11 protein-coding genes and 1 pseudogene are annotated in these 15,177 nt (G+C 72.0%); 5 read left to right on the top strand and 7 right to left on the bottom strand.

What is annotated here, in order from left to right:
• Positions 1 to 123 precede the first annotated feature (123 nt).
• Entirely contained in the window at positions 124 to 840 is a 717-nt protein-coding gene (locus ACF1CT_RS07480) for an acetylxylan esterase (protein ID WP_391782815.1), read from the bottom strand.
• A 471-nt stretch (positions 841 to 1,311) separates the two neighbouring features.
• On the opposite strand from ACF1CT_RS07480, the gene ACF1CT_RS07475 reads away from it, so the two are divergent.
• From ACF1CT_RS07475 to ACF1CT_RS07455, 5 genes are all read left to right on the top strand, one after another.
• On the top strand, positions 1,312 to 2,187 hold the full coding sequence (locus tag ACF1CT_RS07475) for a MurR/RpiR family transcriptional regulator (protein WP_391782814.1): 876 nt from the start codon (positions 1,312 to 1,314) through the stop codon (positions 2,185 to 2,187).
• A gap of 390 nt (positions 2,188 to 2,577) precedes the next feature.
• Positions 2,578 to 3,465: an NAD(P)-dependent oxidoreductase gene (locus ACF1CT_RS07470; RefSeq protein ID WP_391782813.1), complete on the top strand. Its 888-nt coding sequence runs from the start codon at positions 2,578 to 2,580 to the stop codon at positions 3,463 to 3,465.
• Positions 3,462 to 5,018, top strand: a complete 1,557-nt coding sequence (locus ACF1CT_RS07465) for an aldehyde dehydrogenase family protein (RefSeq protein ID WP_391782812.1) — start codon at positions 3,462 to 3,464, stop codon at positions 5,016 to 5,018. Before ACF1CT_RS07470 ends, ACF1CT_RS07465 begins: the two co-directional genes overlap by 4 nt.
• Positions 5,019 to 5,026: 8 nt before the next feature.
• On the top strand, positions 5,027 to 6,253 hold the full coding sequence (locus ACF1CT_RS07460; protein WP_391782811.1) for an amidohydrolase: 1,227 nt from the start codon (positions 5,027 to 5,029) through the stop codon (positions 6,251 to 6,253).
• Positions 6,250 to 7,647 carry a DUF3100 domain-containing protein gene (locus tag ACF1CT_RS07455; RefSeq protein ID WP_391782810.1) on the top strand — a complete coding sequence of 466 codons (1,398 nt, stop codon included), beginning with the start codon at positions 6,250 to 6,252 and terminating at the stop codon, positions 7,645 to 7,647. Before ACF1CT_RS07460 ends, ACF1CT_RS07455 begins: the two co-directional genes overlap by 4 nt.
• 426 nt (positions 7,648 to 8,073) lie before the next feature.
• On the opposite strand, the gene ACF1CT_RS07450 is transcribed toward ACF1CT_RS07455, so the two are convergent.
• The 6 genes and pseudogenes from ACF1CT_RS07450 to ACF1CT_RS07425 all read right to left on the bottom strand — a co-directional run bounded on the left by ACF1CT_RS07450 (position 8,074) and on the right by ACF1CT_RS07425 (position 15,121).
• On the bottom strand, positions 8,074 to 9,057 hold the full coding sequence (locus ACF1CT_RS07450) for a terpene synthase family protein (protein ID WP_391782809.1): 984 nt from the start codon (positions 9,055 to 9,057) through the stop codon (positions 8,074 to 8,076).
• Complete coding sequence (locus ACF1CT_RS07445; protein WP_391782808.1) at positions 9,054 to 10,433, bottom strand: cytochrome P450; 1,380 nt, start codon at positions 10,431 to 10,433, stop codon at positions 9,054 to 9,056. Before ACF1CT_RS07445 ends, ACF1CT_RS07450 begins: the two co-directional genes overlap by 4 nt.
• The gene (locus ACF1CT_RS07440; protein WP_391782807.1) at positions 10,430 to 12,028 is read right to left on the bottom strand and encodes a prenyltransferase/squalene oxidase repeat-containing protein; all 1,599 of its coding nucleotides are present in this window, start codon (positions 12,026 to 12,028) and stop codon (positions 10,430 to 10,432) included. The genes ACF1CT_RS07445 and ACF1CT_RS07440 overlap by 4 nt, the downstream gene beginning before the upstream one ends.
• Positions 12,029 to 12,076: 48 nt before the next feature.
• Positions 12,077 to 13,156: a polyprenyl synthetase family protein gene (locus ACF1CT_RS07435; protein WP_391782806.1), complete on the bottom strand. Its 1,080-nt coding sequence runs from the start codon at positions 13,154 to 13,156 to the stop codon at positions 12,077 to 12,079.
• Between the two features lie 284 nt (positions 13,157 to 13,440).
• A pseudogene (locus ACF1CT_RS07430) lies at positions 13,441 to 13,812 on the bottom strand (response regulator transcription factor); the annotation flags it as partial.
• Positions 13,784 to 15,121: a sensor histidine kinase gene (locus ACF1CT_RS07425; RefSeq protein ID WP_391782805.1), complete on the bottom strand. Its 1,338-nt coding sequence runs from the start codon at positions 15,119 to 15,121 to the stop codon at positions 13,784 to 13,786. The gene ACF1CT_RS07425 and the pseudogene ACF1CT_RS07430, both read right to left, overlap by 29 nt.
• Between the last annotated feature and the right edge of the window lie 56 nt (positions 15,122 to 15,177).

The following is a 15,177-nucleotide window of genomic DNA, read 5'->3' as shown; positions in this document are numbered from 1 at the left end:
CCGCCGGGGGAACGGAGGCCACGCCCGCGCCCGCCCGGTGTTCCTCGCGCCCCGGTGGGTCATGCAGGGCCGGTGCCGGGGCGTCACGGATCCGGCCCGACAGCTCCGGCCAGGGCCTGTCCGTCAGGCCGTCGGGCCGGAAAGCCGCAGTGCGGCGGCGTTCCGTTCCCAGCCGGACCACAGGGCCGAATCCGCGCAGTAGCCGCAGTCCGGGCCGAAGAACATCCGGCGAGCCGCTCCGTCGCCCATCAGCCAATAGCGGAACCAGGCGGTGGCCGGGGCACGGAAGTTCCCGCCGTCGCCGATCGAGTCGAGGTGTCCGGCGCCCCGGACCTCACCGTAGACGGCGGGGACGTGGTCGGAGTCCCGGTACATCGCCCTCACCAGCGCCGGCCACACGATGTGGTCCTGCTGTCCGGCCAGATAGAAGACGGGTTCGTCCATCAGATCCGGATCGGTCAGGGGACCCGGCTGGATGGGCACAGCGGTGATCACCCGTGGATCGATCGCCGCATTGATGGCGGCCGCGCCCCCCTGCGAGTGACCGGCGGAGCCGATGTGCGCCAGATCCACCTTGTGGTAGTAGGGACTTGAACTGTCCGCGTTCCGCTGCTCCAGCACATCGATGCCCAGCCGCATACTGATCGCGTAGTTGGAGACCGGCGTATTGGCGGCGGCCACGATGAAGCCGTGGCTCGCCCAGTGCCGCAGCAGCGAGCCGTACACCCCGGGCACCGCGCCGGTGCCGTTCCCCCAGATGATCACCGGGTGGGACTCGCCCGACTGCCCCAGGTCCCGCGGCCGGTAGAAGGTGTGCACGATCCCGACTTCCACACTCACGGCATACGGTCCCGGCGCACCCCAGTCGGTGCCGACGGACGGGATGCCTCCCGCGGCCGCCGAAACCGCGGACGGTGACCGGGCCGCGCCCCCCGCCCCGACGGCGCCCGCGGACGCACCGGGCGCCGCACCCACCATCAACACGGCGGCGGCCAGAAGCCCGCCGAACGTACGCCACCTTCTTGTGCCCGACATGGCAACTCCTCCACGGATACGGCACGTTGCGCGTCCTCGCATCGTGACCAGAGCCATGATGGGTATCCCGCGTCGCTCCTGTCTGTCCACAGGTGCCCAGTCGTCACGCGGGATCCCTGGGCGTCTGCACAACGCCGCTCCACGGGGTTCAGGGGCGGCCGTCGCTCCGGCCGCCTTCGCCGGAACACGGAGGGGGTTCCTGCAAATGAAATTGCGATGTACGGTGCTGCAACCAGGATTGCAGCACGCCGTGTTTCGTACCAGGGAGCAGGACCCGTGTCCGCATTGCAGAACCACCACCCCTCCGCGGGTGACAGCCAGTGGCTGGGCGACGCCCTGCCCGATCTGCCGCTGTCCAAGGCTCAGGCCCGGGTCGTCGACGTCATCGTCCGCAATCCGCAACTCGCCTCGTACGCGGAGATCGCGGAGATCGCCGAGCGGGCGGACGTGAACAGTTCGACGGTGGTACGGGCAGCCCAGACGCTGGGCTACCGGGGCTGGCCGGATCTGCAACGCGAGTTGCGGGCCCGCTACCTGGTGCACATCTCCACCGAGGAGACCCTGACCGAACACGGCGAGCACCGCAGCCCGCTGCACGACGCGCTCACGCACGACATCGAGAATCTGCGCCAGACCCTGGAGAGCAACTCCGCCGCCGACGCGGAGGCGGCCATCGCCACGCTGGCCTCGGCCCGGTCGATCCTGGTGGTCGGGGTCGGCTCCTTCGCCGGTCCGGCCGGTGTCATGGCGCACCTCGGTGCCACTATGGGCTACCCCATCACGTTGGAGCACCGGGCCGGCGTCCACCTGGCGACCGCCGTCAACTGCCTCGGTCCGGGCGACGTGCTCGTGGTCGTCAACATGTGGCGGTCCACGAAACAGATCATCGTCGCAGCCGACGCGGCCCGCGCCGCGGGCGCCACGGTGGTGGCGATCACCGACATGCGGCGCGGCCGGCTCGCCACCTCGATCGCCCACCATCTGCTGATCGTGCCGTCGGAGGGCATCTCCTTCTTCCAGTCCGTCACGGCCGCCACCTCGGTGGTCTACGGGCTGCTCGCCGGCATGCAGACGGCCCGGCCCGAGCGCAGCCGCGCCGCCATCCGCCGCACCCAGCAACTCTGGAAGGACCTGGACGTCTACCTGGACTGAACCGCTCCGCCCCCGTCGCGCCGCGCGGACGTCCGATCCGGACCGCGCGGTCGGCGACGCCCCGCAACAGAACCCCTCCCGGACGGCGCGCCCACCGGCTGCCGCCGCCGTACCGCACACGTTTCCCGCCGCCCGACCGGCGCCGCCTCCGGAGCGCCGTGGCCCACGGGTCTCCCGACACACCTCTCCCACCGCCCGCGTGCGAGCGCCGACCGCGCCGCCCGGGTGCGAGCGCAGCCCGCGCCGACCGCGCCGACGGGCCTGCCCCGGCCATCCCTCCCCAGGCACGCCGGGCCCACCTGAACACCTTCTCCCTCCCCGGTCCTGCGAGGCCCGTCTCCCCGACCTCGCTCGCGTCCGTACGCACGTTCCCTCATGACAGGAGCACTGATGAGCAAGCACATCGCCGTCGTCGGCCTCGGCTCGATGGGCGGTGCCATGGCTTCCACCCTGCTGCGGGCGGGGTGGCGGGTGCGCGGCTTCGATCCGGCGCCCGCCGCCCGGTCCGCAGCCGCGAAGACGGGTGTGGAGGTCGTCGAGGACCTCGACCAGCTGGCCGGCACGCCCTATGCGGTGCTCTCGCTGCCCTCGGCCCGCGTGGTCGGGGCGACCGTGCCCGCCCTGCTGGCGCGGCCGGGCACGGTCGCCATCGTCGACACCACGACGTCGGAGCCGGGCACGTCCGCCGAGTGCGCGGCCCTCGCGGCGGACAAGGGCGCGGCCTTCGTGGACGCACCCGTCTCGGGCGGCCGTGACGGTGCGGCCGATGGCCGGCTCGCCGCGTTCGTCGGCGCCGACCCCGACGCGCTCGAAGCGGCCCGGCCCGTACTGGACGCACTCACCGGCGGCCGGTACCGCCACCTCGGCGCCCCCGGCTCCGGAAACGTGGTCAAGCTCCTCAACAACGCCCTCGCGGCCGTCAACCTGGTCGCGGTCGGCGAGGCACTCGCCGTGGCGAAGGCGTACGGCGTCGATCCCGCCGCCGCCGCCGCGGGCATCAGCGGCGCGTCCGGCGCCAGCAAGGCATCCGCGGCCATGTACCCGGACTGGGTGCTCACCGGCGCCTACGACTCCGGGTTCGCCCTGGGGCTCATGGCCCGGGACGCCGCCCTCGCCGTGGAGACCGCCGGGCAGCGCGGTGAGAGCCCGCGGCTGCTGGCCGCCGCCAGCCACGTCTGGCAGGAGGCCCTGGCCGCGCTCGGCCCTCGCGCCGACTTCACCGAGATCGCCCGCACCGTAGCCCCCTCCCTCACCTCCGAAGGAGCCACCGCAGCATGAGCACCACCACCTTCCCGACGGACCTGAGCACGTCCGGGGCCGTCACCGCCCGCGCCGCTCTCGACGCCGCATTCCCGCAGGGCCTGGGCTCGTTCGTCGACGGCCGGGTCGTCACCGGCCGCGGCGAGACCGTGCGCCTCACCGCCGCCGCGACCGGAGAGGGCTTCGCCGACTACGCCGACGCCGGGGCCGAAGGGGCCGGCTCCGTGCTGGCCTCCGCCGTCCGCGGGGCCGAGGTCTGGGCCGCGACCGATCCGTTCGAACGGGCCGCGATCCTGCGCGAAGTCTCCCGGACGATCGGCGAGCACACCGAGGAACTCGCCCTCCTCGAATCCGCAACCACCGGCAAGCCCGTCCGCGACACCCGCGCCGAGGCCGCCAAGGTCGCGGAGATGTTCGGCTACTACGCCGGATGGGCGGACAAGCTGCTGGGCCACACGATCCCCGTCCCGGGGAACTGGCACACCTACACCGAGCGGGTCCCCCGGGGCGTCGTGGTGGCCGTCACCCCGTGGAACGCGCCCCTGTTCACGGGCGGCTGGAACTCGGCCGCACCGCTCGCGGCGGGCAACGCCGTCGTCGTCAAGCCCAGCGAGTTCACCCCGGCCTCCACACTGCGGCTGGCCCAACTCGCCCACCGGGCAGGGCTGCCGGACGGCGTCTTCAACGTCGCCACCGGACTCGGAACCACCGTCGGCGCCGCCCTCACCTCCGACCCCCGGGTCGGCAAGGTGTCCTTCATCGGCTCGGTCGCCACCGGCCGCCGGGTGGCGGTCGCCGCGGCGGGCGCGGGCATCCCGACCGTCCTCGAACTCGGCGGCAAGAGCGCCAACATCGTCTTCGCCGACGCCGACCTGGACCGCGCGGCCGACGGCGCCGTGTCGGCAGTCTTCTCCGGAGCGGGCCAGTCCTGCGTGGCCGGCTCCAGGCTGCTCGTGGAGCGCTCCGTGCACGCGGAGTTCATCGCACGCGTGGCCGAGCGGGCGTCCCGGCTGCGGCTGGGCGACCCACTCGACCCCACCACCGAGGTCGGCCCCATCATCACTCGGCCCCAGTTCGGCACGGTCACCTCGCTGATCGACGCCGGACTCGCGGGCGGCGCCCGCCGGGTGACCGGCACCCGGCTGCCCGACCGGCTCACCGAATCGGCGCTGGCAGGCGGACACTGGGTGCCGCCCACCCTGCTGGACGGGGTCACACCCGCCAACCCGCTGGAGACCACCGAGGTCTTCGGACCGGTGGTCGGCGCCGACGCCTTCGACACCGAGGCGGAGGCCATCGCCCGCGCCAACGCCACGAACTTCGGCCTGGCCGGGGCGGTCTGGACCCAGGACGTCGCCCGCGCCCACCATGTGGCGCGCGCCGTGAGATCCGGCACCTTCTGGATCAACGCCTACAAGACCATCCACGTCGCCGTGCCCTTCGGCGGCTTCGGGGACTCCGGACACGGCCGCTCCTCCGGACCCGGAGTGCTGGACGAGTACACGCAGACCAAGGCCGTCTGGACGCCCACCCGGGCCGCCGGCGCCCCGTTCCCCTCGCTGAGCTACTAGGAGACCCCGTGACCACGAAGAATCCCGCCGACTCCGACAACCGGCTCAAGACCGGCACCTCCACGGGCGTGTCGCACTGGCAGGACCGCGTGCTCGAACTGGCACGCGCCCTGCACGCGCGTCCCGAAACCGCCTTCCGGGAGACCGAGTCCGCCGCCGCGATCACCGAGCTGCTCACCGAGGGCGGGTTCACGGTCGAGCGCGGCTCGGGCGGTCTGCCGACCGCGTTCACCGCCACCGCGGGCAGCGGCGAGCTGACGGTCGCGCTCTGCGTCGAGTACGACGCGCTGCCCGAGATCGGCCACGCCTGCGGCCACAACCTCATCGCCGGCGCCTCGGTCGCCGCCGCGCTGGCCCTGGCCCCGTACGCCGACGAACTCGGCATCACGCTGAAGGCGATAGGCACCCCGGCCGAGGAGCACGGCGGCGGGAAGGCACTGCTGCTGGAGGCCGGCGCGTTCGACGGGGTGGGCCTGGCCCTGATGGTCCACCCGGTGCAGGACGGCGTCGGTTACAACCCCGCGGGGAGCACCGCGCAGGCGGTCGGACGGTACCGGGCCGTGTTCCGGGGACGCGCGGCGCACGCCGCGGCCGCACCCCACCAGGGCGTCAACGCCGCCGACGCCGCCACGCTCTCCCAGGTGGCCGTCGGTCTGCTGCGTCAGCAGTTGCCGGGTGACCGGCGGGTGGCGCTGTTCGTCTCCGAAGGCGGCGTCGCCACCAACATCATCCCCGAGCGGGCCGTCGTCGACTTCGAGTGCCGGGCGTTCACCCTGCCCGAGTACGAGGCGCTGCTGGAGCGTGTCCGGCGGTGTTTCGAGGGCGCGGCCCTGGCGACCGGCGCCGAGCTGACCATCGAGGCCACCGAGCCGCTCTACGAGCCGCTCGTGCAGGACGACGCGCTGGCGGGCTTCTGGACGGCGGCCATGGCCGCCTTCGGGCGGGACGTCACCTCCGGCGACCGGCTCTCCGGCGGCTCGACCGACATGGGCAACATCAGCCAGGTCATCCCCAGCCTGCATCCGTGGCTGAGCATTCCGGGAGCCGACGCCCCCATCCACTCCCATGCCTTCGCGGCGATCGCCGACACGTCCCCGGCGTACGACATGATGTTCGAGGCGGCCCGTGCGCTCGCCTGGACCGTCGTCGACGCGGCGGGTCACGCCGAGCACCGGCCCCGTTTCGTGGCCGCGGCCTACCGCCGTGACGTCCGCGAGGAGGCGGTGGCGACATGAGCGGCCTCACCGCCACGGCCGAGGAGCGCGTGGCCGGGGCGCGTCAGACCCTGCCGATCGCCGCTCTCGCCCTGGTCATCGCCCTGGTCGTGCAGGCCGTCGGACAGCTCGACATCGACCTGGGCGTCGGCTCCGTCATCGTCTTCCCCATGGTGTGGGGTCTGATCCTGGGACTGCTGGTGTCGGTCCAGAAGGTCCGGCCCCTCGGCATCCGCCTCCAGAAAGTGGCGTCCGCGCTCGTCGGCGTGGCCGTGATGCTCCTGGTCGCCCGGCTCGCCTTCAACATCGGCCCCAGCCTGCCGACGCTCGTCAAGGCCGGGCCAGCGCTGCTGCTCCAGGAGATCGGCCACCTGCTGGGCACCGTGGCCGTCGCCCTGCCGCTCGCCGTCGCGCTGCGCCTGGGCAGGGCCACGGTCGGAGCCACCTTCTCGCTGGACCGCGAGCCGTCCTTCGCGATGGTCTCGGAGAAGTACGGGCCGGACTCCGACCAGTACCGCGGTGTCCTGGCCATGTACGTGTTCGGCACGATGTTCGGAGCGGTGTTCATCACGCTCCTGACCTCGCTGGTGTCGAACTGGAACATCTTCGACCCGCTGGCCCTCGCCATGGGCGCCGGCGTCGGCTCGGGATCGATGATGGCCGCGTCCTCGGCGAGCATCGTGGCCGCGTACCCGGGGCACGAGGAGGCCATCCTCGGCATGGCGGCGGTGTCGAACCTCATCACCACCATCCTCGGGGTCTACGTGGGCATCTACGTGGCACTGCCGCTGGCGGACCGGTTCTACCGCGTCCTCACCCGCCGACGGGGGACCCGCACGCCGGAGACGGCGACGCCCGACGCCCTCTCCGCTCCCGGCGGTCCCTCAGCTCCCGACGCCCACTCCGCCCCGGACGGCACGACGGGCGACGCCGACGCCAACCGCGCCTTCCGGGAGGAAGTCGCCGCCGCCTCGGGCGAGATCAGGATCCCGCTCGGGCTGTCGCTCGGCGTCCTGACGGTGCTCGGCCTGGGCACCGCCTCGGTCGCGGCCGGCACGATCGGCTGGGACATCGCCGGCGGCTACGCCGTGCTGCTGGGCCTTGTGCTGTTCGGTCTGTTCCTCGCCAAGGTCAGCCGGAAGATCTCCGCGATCGTGTGGATCACCACAGTGGGCGCGTACGTGTCCAGCCCGTGGTTCTTCGCCTCCGGAACCCTCAACGATCTGGTCGGCTCCGTGGACTTTCTGTCCATCGCCACGATCATGCTGACCCTCGCGGGACTGTCGCTGGGCAAGGACCTGCCGCTGCTGCGCCACATCGGCTGGAAGATCATCCCGGTCGGGCTCGTCGCGATCACCGCTTCGTTCCTGCTCTCGGTCGTGATCGCCGAGTTCACCCTCGGTGCGTGGGGCTGACCGACTCCCCTCCACACCGGGGTGCGGTTCCCTTTCGGGGCGAGGCCGCATACCCGGCGAGGTGGTGCAGGCCGCCGGGGCGGAGCCGATGACCCGTCGGCGCGTCATGGCGGAGGGCACCGCCTGCGGAAGCCAGGCCGTCGGGCAGCGGCCCGGTGCCCTCCGCCGCGATGGCGATGTACTCCGTGTGCCCGCCCCGCGCGGAGAACCCCGTGGAAGGGGCGGCGTCCCCGGTGGACGCCGCCCCTTCCACGGACGGAGCCGTGAGCAACACCTCAGCGGCCTGCCGCCGACCGGCGAAGCACCCTCGCCCGGCCGCCCACCGCCTTCGGGACTTCCCGGACCGGTACGGGACGCCCGAACCGAAGGAATGGCGGGCCGCCGACGGCCGTCCCGGACGACCGCGAGTTCCGGGACGGGGCACGCTCAGGGCATGGGGCGTGCCTCACGCCGGTAGCGTGCATGCCCTATGTGCCACACGTAGGAGGCTGCGACGGCTTCCATGGCGCGAGCGTGATCCGCGAGTGCGTTCTCGCTGCCGGCGGTGAGCTCCGTGATGTGCAGGCGCGCGGTGCGCGCTTGGTCCTCACACATGCGGGAAGCCAGGCGAAACGCTTCTTCGGTGTCGCAACCGTGCTGTCGGATCAACAGGGTCGGCAGGCTCAGAGGCGGCGGGCCACCGTCGTCCGACTCCTTCGCGTACGAGGCGAGGTCGTTGATCCAGCCGGCGAGGTCGGCGACGGCCTTCTCCAGTTCCCGCACCGCTGCCGAGCTTCGCTGATCGTCGCCCAGTCCGTATCCGAGCACGATCTCCGCGGTCGTCATCACGGTCCGGACGAAGACCGTGTGGGGGCGCATCGCGCGATAGTCGCTCAGGGTGATCCGGTCGTGGTCGTCGAGGTGATGGGCCTCCCAGAGGATGCCGAGGAGATTGTCCCGCAGATGCGCGGTGAGCCGTAGGTACTGCGTGGTCGTGGACCGTTCCCGGAATCGGTGCAGGAGGTCCCGCAGGGCGGCGATGTAGGCGTCGTCGTCTTCCGCCGGTTCGTCGTGGTCGGCCAGGAGACGGACGCAGTGGCTGATGCGACGGACCAGAAGGGCGGTGTCACGGCCGCCTTCGGCCTCGCCGTGCACGTCGTCGAAGGCGGTGAGCCACAGAAAGAGATCGGCGCAGAGGAACACGCCTTCCCGGTCCGCCGTGGGCAGGACACGGGCCACCCCCCGGGCGGTGATGTTGCGGAGGGCCTCCGCCGCGCCGGGCGAACCGACAAGGGGGAAGGACCGGAGCCAATGAGCGGTCTGCTCCTCGATGGCGGCGGCGTACGGACTGGTGGCGAAGGGGCCGGGGAAGGAGTCCCGGAGGTCGGGCATCGGCAGGGTACGCGCGTCCGAGCCGCGGGTGGGGTTCACGCGGCTCTCCCCGCGACGGCCCGCTGCCTGGTTTCGGCGACCATACGGGGGTCCGACGGGTGCACGGTGAGCAGCCCGACCGGTTCCACGGCTGCGCCGGGAACGGGCCGCAGCCGCCAGCGGGAGGCGATGAACGCCGTGATGACGATCGACTCCGTCCAGGCGAAGGCGTCGCCGATGCACATGCGTTTTCCTGACCCGAAGGGGATGAAGGCCCCCCTCGGCGGCTGGGGACGCTCCGGCAGCCAGCGGTCGGGGTCGAAGCGCAGCGCGTCGGGATACAGGGCCGGGTCGCGGTGCAGGGCGTAGGGACTCCACAGCACCTGCTCCCCCGCGGGCAGTGTGAACTCCCCGAGGCGTACGGGCCCGGTGGCCTGCCGGGTCACCAGCCAGCCGGCGTGGTGCAGGCGCAGGGTCTCACTGACCAGTCTGCGGGTGAAGGCGAGCCGGGGGACGTGCTCGGCGGTGATCGGGCCCTCTCCGACCACGGAGTCGACCTCCTCGTGCAGCCTGCGCTCCAGCTCGGGGTCGCGGCCCAGCTCGTGGAACAGCCAGGCCAGCATGACTCCCGTCGTCTCCGAGCCCGCGGCCAGCAGCCCGATGATCTCCGACAGGATCTCGTTGTCGGGCAGTGGCGCACCGGATTCGTCCCGGGCCTCCAGGAGCAGCGTCACGAGGTCGTCGTGGGCGTCGGGGTTCGCCCGGCGCTCCGCGATGATGTCCGCGACCTCACTGCGCAGCAGACCGCGGGCGGCCTTGAGCCGCCGGTTGCTGCGGGTGGGCAGCCGTTCCAGCGAGGACACCGGCACCATGGTGCGCCAGATGGCGGCCGTGAAGACCGTGTCGACGGCGTCGAGGATCGCCCGCGCCCGCTCCTGCTCCGCGCGGAAGGAGCACAGCACCGACATGGCCACGTCCTGGGCCATGAGCCCCATCTCGGCCTTCAGATCGAGCAGTTCCCCCTCACGCCAGCCCGCGATGGACGGCTCCACCGTTTCCCGCATCGTGGTGACGTACCCGCTGATCTGCGCGCGGTGGAAGGCCGGCTGGAGCAGGCGACGCCGACGCAGGTGGGGCTCCCCTTCCGCGACCGGCAGGGCCGACCGACCGAAGAGCTTGAGCTTCTCGCCCAGCAACCCCTTGGAGAAGGATCCCGACTTGCTGGTGAGCATCTCGTGGATCAGCTCGTGCGAGTTGACCACGGTCACCTTCTTGGGGCCGACCGACATACGGACGATCGGCCCGTAGGTGCGCAGGCGTTCGACGAACTCCAGGCGGTCTTTGAGCAGAGGCGCAAGGTGTCCGATGAGCGGCAGCCGCCCCGGCGCGGTCGGCGGAACATCGACATCAGCAGTCACATCTATGTCAGGAGTCACGCGTCCGTCCTTTCCACATCTGTCTCCGTGCATGCGGCTGGACGACGTGCCCGCAGCAGCTCCCGTGCGGCGAGCACCTCCGCCTCGATCACCGCGGTGGGTGCGTACAGGGTTTTGTCGTGCCATAGGGCGGGATGCCGGTGACCGGGGTCCGAGGCGGCGTGCAGGTACGTTTCGGCAAGATCCAGTGCCCGGGTGTGCTGCGGCTGCGGAGTGGGGGTGGCGGCGCTCAGCAGCACTTTGACGGCGTATGCGGTCTCTTCGACGGTGCCGCCCCACACGCCCCAGGAGCCGTCCGCGCGCTGAGTGCCGACGGCCCACGCGGCGGCCTTCCGGACCGCCCTCGACGCGTGGTGGCCTCCGTGCTGTGCGAGCGCGGTGACGCTTCGCGCGGTGGCGTAGTAGGGGGAGGCGTGCCACTTGTCGGTCCAGTGGCCCTCGGGTTGCTGCCGGCCGGCCAGCCAGTCGCTCAGCTTCGCCGCTCGGGGTCCGTACGTGTGCTCTGCCGTCGGGCGGCGCCGCAGATGGCTCACGAGTGCCTGGAGGGCGTGGGCGTTCGCGGTGACCGATCCGGTGTCCTCGCCGATGTAGCAGTCGTAGTGGCTGCCGTTGTGGAACAGGTCCAACGGCGCCGGGCCGAACGGCAGGCCGACGAGTGAGGCCACCAGCACCGCCATGGAGGTGTCGTCGGCGTCGGTCATGAGGCCCGGTGCACCGCGTACGCCTTGAGGATCGTAGATCTCCTCGGCCCACCTGCGGACAGTGGGACGAGCGGCGGCGGGCAGGTGGGCGCGCGCCAGCGCGGCGGCGGCCCAGAGCCGTTCGACCACACGGAGCGGCGCGGCCTCGGGAAAGAGGCCGTCGTAGCGCCGTGCCACCGCGGTCAGGTCGGCGACGGCCCGAGCGGTGGTGGCGGGTGACCGTGCCGCCCGTGCCGCGGTGGCGGCCGGCGAGCTGCCCAGCAGGCCTTCGACGTCAGGGACGAGCGACGGCGGTATGTAGCTGTGGATGCCTTCGAACGTGTGGTGAAACTTGACGGGCAGACTGCCCGTGGACTCGTACCGTTTGGCCACGCGCGCAGGTGTTGACACGTGAAAGCCGTCAGGAACCGGGAGTTGCGCGCAGCTGAAACCGGGCAGGTCCCCGCCGGTGGCCGCGGAGTCCAGCTTCTCGTTGATCCTGGCCACCAGGCTGGGTACGAGTATTTCCGCCGCGGCCGTGTCCGGCCACCTGTCCACCGGTGGCATCGATCGCAGGGCGTCCAGGCCCTTGCCCACCGCGGTCGTGAGCCGGCCGGTGACCTCTGCGGACGCGGTGCCCCTGCTCAGTACCGCCAGCGCGGCTTCCACCCCGCTGAGTGTCGGCAGGAGCCGGTAGGGCAGCGGTCCCTCCCCCCAACTTCCCTCCGGCGCCTGCTGGTCCAGCAGGTAGGCGATCCGCCGTGGCTCCCCGGGCAGCCACGGCGCCTCCGAGAGGACGCGGGCCGTCTCGTAGAGCGAGGGGCTGACGCTTCCCCATGCGTCCTGGTCGCACCTGACCACCAGCTCGGTGGCTCGTGCGGCGTAGGATGTGCCTGACGGTGTGCTGACGTTCATGGAGCGACCTCTCCTCGGGATTCTGAAGACGGTGTGCGCGGTGACGCCTCATGCCTGTCTGGCTGTTGCGTCCAGGGCGAACCGACGCAGGGAGGCTGTGACGCCGTCCGGGAAGGGGGCGTTGTCCAGAGCGGCGAGAGCCTCCGCCCGACGCGTCGTGATCATTTCCTCCACGGTCTGCCGGGCGCCGGTGGAGTTCAGGACCGTGCGCACCGCGGCGGCGTGATCCTCGTTGAGGTCGCTTCTGCCGACGTGCTCGCGCAGTGTTCTCAGTTCGGCGGTGGAGGCCCGCTGGACCGCGAGCGCCATCAGGACGGTGGCCTTCCCCTCGCGCAGGTCGTCCAGTATCGGTTTTCCCGTCTTGGCGGGATCACCGAAGACCCCGAGCAGGTCGTCCCGCAGCTGAAACGCTTCTCCTAGCGGTATGCCGAAAGCGGTGCAGGCATCGAGGACGGGCGGGGTGGCTCCGGCCACTGCCGCCCCTATGTGCAGGGGCCGTTCTATGGTGTATTTGGCCGTCTTGTATCGAATGACGTGCAGTGCCGTCTCCACATCGCCCGAAAGACGGCCCGTGGTCTGCAAGTCCAGGAGCTGGCCGTACATGACCTCGCCCCGCATCTCGGCCACCAGGGGCAGCACCTGTGCCAGCCGCTCCGGGCCGAGGTCCGCCGTGTGAAGGAGTTCATCGGACCACACCAGGGCCAGGTCTCCGAGAAGGACGGCCGCGCCGAGACCGTGCGCCCGGGCCCTGCTCGCCGGGCCGCCGCTGTCGGTATACGCGGTGGCCAGCGCACGATGGGCGGACGGCCGGCCGCGGCGGACGTCGCTGTCGTCCATCACGTCGTCGTGCACCAGGGCGAACACCTGGAAGAGTTCGATGCCGGCGGCGGTGCGAACGGCAGCGTTCATATCGCCCGTTGCGCCGGCGGCCTGCCATCCGTACAGGCAGAGCAGGGACCGCAGCCGCTTTCCGCCGGTCAGGAGTCCGCGCAGGGCGGAGGTCAGATGGAGCAGCTCCTTTCCCGGCGCGGCACGTTCCTTGGCGTCCAGGAATTCGGTCAGAGCAGCGCCCACCTTCTGCCGGGGGGAAGAGAGGTCGGGCAGGACCGTGGGAAGGGTTTGTCTCACCGGCTGTTGATCCTCTTTCGTTCGAGAACCGTCGTCGCGGTTCCGTTCTTGCAGAGGACGGGGCCAACGGACCCGCGTCTCCTCCCTGGCTTTGTCGTGGGGGGGGGGGCCCCCGCCCCGCCCCCCCCCCCCCCCCCCCCCGCCGCTGGGCGGGCGGGGGGTTTGGGGGTAAGCCCGGGTGGCGCCGGGCGGGCGGGGGGGGGGGGGGGGCGCGGGGGGGGGGGGGGGGGGGGTGGGGGGGGGGGGGGGGGGGGGGGGGGGGGGGGCGCCCCCCGGGCCCCCCCCCCCCCCGCGACGGTGCGGATGGCGGCCAGGAGTTCCTCGGGGGCGACGTCCTTGCCGAGGAATCCGCTGGCACCCGCGCGCAGCGCCCGGGTCACGTACTCGTCGATCTCGAACGTGGTGAGGATCAGGATGCGGGTCTCGCGCAGGGCCTCGTCGCGGCAGATCAGCTCCGTCGCCCCCACCCCGTCCAGCCCCGGCATACGGATGTCCATCACGACGACATCGGGCCGCGTGGCCCGGGCCAGTTCCACCGCCTCGCGGCCGTCCGCCGCGACACCGACGACCTCCATGTCGTCGTTCGCGTCGATCAGCAGCCGGAAGGTTCCGGCCAGCAATGCCTGGTCATCGGCCAGAAGTACCCGGATGGTCACCGTGTCGTCCTCTCGTCCCGTCGTCGTTCCGCTGGAGTGCGGGTCCCCCGGCCCCCGTCTCTCCCTGTTCCTCGCCCGCCCGTTCCTCCTCCGCCTCCTCTTCGGCCTTCTCCTCGGCTTCCTCCTCTGGCTCCGTCTCCAGGGGGAGTTCCGTGGTCACCTCGAAGCCACCGGCCTCCCGGTGCCCGGCGGACAGCCGCCCGCCGACGGACAGGGCCCGCTCCCGCATGCCGATGAGGCCGTACCCGGGCGTGCCCGCCGCCTGCGGGCCGTCGCCGTCGTCGCTGACCGTGAGCGTGAGCAGTCGGCGCGTGTAACCGAGCCGGACCGAGGCCGTCGCGGAGTCCGCGTGCTTGGTGACGTTGGTCAGCGCCTCCTGCACGATCCGGTACGCGGTCAGGTCCGTGCCCGGCGACAACGGCCGCGCCGTCCCCTCCACCGACACCTGGACGACCAGGCCCGTCTGCTCGAAGGAGGCGATCAGCTCGGGGAGCTGGGCGAGCCCCGGAGAGGGCTCCAGAGGCGTCTCCGGGTCGCCCTCACTGCGCAGCAGACCCACGGTCGCCTTCAGTTCGCGCAGTGCCGAGGAGGTGGTCCCGGCGAGCTGGTCCATCATCTGCTGCGCCTGGGCCGGCCGGGTACGCAGCAGGTACGAGGCGGTGGACGCCTGGGCGTGGGCGAGGGCGATGTGGTGCGCGACGATGTCGTGGAGTTCGCGGGCGATCCGGGTGCGCTCCTCGCTCACCCGGTGACGGGCCTCCTCCTCACGGGTGCGCTCGGCGAGTTCGGCCCGCGCCTCCACGGCGGCCACGTAGTCGCGGCGGCTGCGCACCGACTCGCCGACCGCGCCCGCCAGCAGCACGCAGGACAGGACACCGATCTGGTCGGGCCGCAGCAGCGCGCCGTGCCCCCAGCCGATCGAGACGATGACGAGGGCGACGGCGGACCCGACCGTGTACACCGTGGTGGTGCGCAGGTCCGTGCGCAGCGCCAGCAGGTACAGCGCGACCAGGGTGGCGCCGGCGACGCTCGGGCTGGGGTCGGAGCCGATGGCGTTGCCCATCAGGCCCAGGACACCCCCGCACACCGTGGTCACCACCACCACACCGCGCGGATACGCGCGGTGGCCCAGCAGCAGGACGACGGAGGGCACCGCGGCGGCCAGGCAGAAGGCGAGTGTCGGGGCACGGACGATCCGGGCGCCGGTCAGGGTGCTGGAGAAGACCGCGAAGACCCACAGCAGCACTGCCACCGCCACATTCACGGTCCGGGGGTGCTGTCGGGTCCACTGCCGCCAGTCGGTGAACATCCACGCTTCTTTCCTTCTCGGCCACCACCAATGGTCGCCGACCTGTCCGTCTGTCG

It is taken from the genome of Streptomyces sp. NPDC014734 (assembly GCF_043083325.1).
GTDB lineage: Bacteria > Actinomycetota > Actinomycetes > Streptomycetales > Streptomycetaceae > Streptomyces.
Note: the sequence above shows the minus strand (reverse complement) of the source record. Positions and strands in the feature narration are given on the sequence as shown.

Coding starts and splice junctions, on each gene's coding strand:
- ACF1CT_RS07440 (WP_391782807.1), bottom strand. CDS start 12,028: ATGAACGTCAGCACACCGTCAGGCACATCCTACGCCGCACGAGCCACC.
- ACF1CT_RS07425 (WP_391782805.1), bottom strand. CDS start 15,121: ATGTTCACCGACTGGCGGCAGTGGACCCGACAGCACCCCCGGACCGTG.
- ACF1CT_RS07465 (WP_391782812.1), top strand. CDS start 3,462: ATGAGCACCACCACCTTCCCGACGGACCTGAGCACGTCCGGGGCCGTC.
- ACF1CT_RS07455 (WP_391782810.1), top strand. CDS start 6,250: ATGAGCGGCCTCACCGCCACGGCCGAGGAGCGCGTGGCCGGGGCGCGT.
- ACF1CT_RS07470 (WP_391782813.1), top strand. CDS start 2,578: ATGAGCAAGCACATCGCCGTCGTCGGCCTCGGCTCGATGGGCGGTGCC.